The organism is Mesorhizobium sp. M2A.F.Ca.ET.037.01.1.1 (assembly GCF_003998075.1).
Classification (GTDB): Bacteria; Pseudomonadota; Alphaproteobacteria; order Rhizobiales; family Rhizobiaceae; genus Mesorhizobium.
The window spans coordinates 1-1,751 of record NZ_RZSA01001202.1; the positions used below are offsets into that span (position 1 = coordinate 1).

Annotated in this window: 2 protein-coding genes; both read left to right on the plus strand. The window is 61.7% G+C overall.

The genetic code is table 11. The features are described 5' to 3' along the window. Nucleotides 1–275: helix-turn-helix transcriptional regulator (locus EOA27_RS35055; protein ID WP_145970782.1), on the plus strand; the 275-nt coding region annotated here is incomplete at its 5' end. Between the two features lie 274 nt (nucleotides 276–549). Beyond that, entirely contained in the window at nucleotides 550–1,467 is a 918-nt protein-coding gene (locus EOA27_RS35060) for an NADP-dependent oxidoreductase (RefSeq protein WP_126080052.1), read from the plus strand. Nucleotides 1,468–1,751 lie beyond the last annotated feature (284 nt).

A 1,751-nucleotide genomic window follows, 5' to 3' on the forward strand; every position in this document is an offset into this window, starting at 1 on the left:
CTTGGAAACTGCCCGAACTGGCCGATTTGTGCCGCATGTCACGCGCCACGTTCATGCGCCAGTTTCAGGACAAGTTGGGTCGCTCTGCACTCGACTTTTTGACTGACCTTCGCATGAGCCTGGCCGCCAACGAGTTGAAGAAGCCGGCGATCAGTACCGAGGCTGTGGCCGAGACCGTTGGGTATCATTCCGTTTCGGCATTCCGGCATGTCTTCGCCGAAAGGATAGGGATGACGCCGGGAGAGTGGCGACGACTGGCGCGCAAGGGCGAGTAAGACGCGCGGTATGACACTCGAAAGGCTAAATTGATCCTTTCGCGCATCATATTGAGCTGATTGGGTCTCGAAATTATCAGGCCCGCCCGTAAATTGGTTCCCATAAACATCGATGAGGGAGCCATCCAATGAACTGTATCAGTATTGCCATCACCCTGTCTCACGGTTGGGCGCGGAAGGCGCCGAACCGATAGCCAACTGCGCGAGAGGTCGCGAAGACCTTCCACGTCTGCAACTTACCTCGAACCAACAAATCACTGAGGAGACAATTCCCATGAAAGCAATCGTTGTAACGGACCAGACCGCGGGAACCGCCGGCATGACACTGGCAGAGCGGCCCGAGCCACAGCCAGCGATAAACGATGTCGTCGTTCAGGTTCATGCGGCGGGATTCGTCAACACTGAGTTAGAGTGGCCTTCGACTTGGGCGGATCGGGCCTTCCGTGACCGGACGCCGTCGATCCTCGGGCATGAATTGGCTGGCGTGGTCACCGCGCTGGGCTACGGCACCACGGGGCTGTCGATCGGTCAGCGGGTGTTCGGCCTGTCGGACTGGCATCGCGACGGCACACTTGCCGAATACGTCGCGATGGAAGCACGCAATCTCGCGCCATTGCCCGGCGATGTCGACTTCGCTGTGGGCGCGAGTCTGCCGATCTCGGGGCTGACCGCATGGCAGGGCCTGTTTCAGCATGGCCGCCTTCAGGCAGGACAGAGCGTGCTGGCGCATGGCGCGGCCGGCGCCGTCGGTTCGGTCGTGACGCAGCTTGCGCGGGAAGCCGGCGCCTATGTCATCGGCACCGGACGCGCCGCCGACCGCCAGAAGGCACTCGACTTCGGTGCAAATGAATTCGTCGACCTAGGGAACGATACCCTGAAGGACGTCGGCGGCGTCGATCTGGTGTTCGATGTCATCGGCGGTGATATTCAGAAGCAGTCCGCAGCACTGATCCGGACCGGAGGAACGCTGGTGACCGTCGTCGGCCCGGCCGAGGCGCGGCCCACAGACGGCCTGGCGGTTGATTTCGTTGTTGAGTCCGATCGCGCCCAACTGAGGGAGATCGTCCAGCGGGTGCGGGACGGACGACTGCAGACTAACATCGGCAAAGTTTCGGCTCTCGACGAGGCCGTTGCAACCTTCAACGCGAGCGGGCGACGCAACGGGAAGACGGTCATCCGCGTTCGTCCGTAAGAAGGTTAAGAGAGAGGGCGGTTCCTCTCTCCTCCTGGTCTTCGCCAAGCCGCGCTGAGCGATATGACGACGCGATTCCGACGGCCTTTCGAAGATCGGATGCGGCGTGATCCACCAGAAGACCGGGCATGGCCGAGGGCACGGCTGATACGGCAGCTTGCAGCTCATTCCGGACCCAGGCCCGACGGTAACGGCCCGGTCGCGGCACTCTCCGATCGTCCCGGCTGCCTTCTGCGATGCCCTACCGACGCCGGCTGAACAGCTGCGCTGCTTCCGAATGTGAT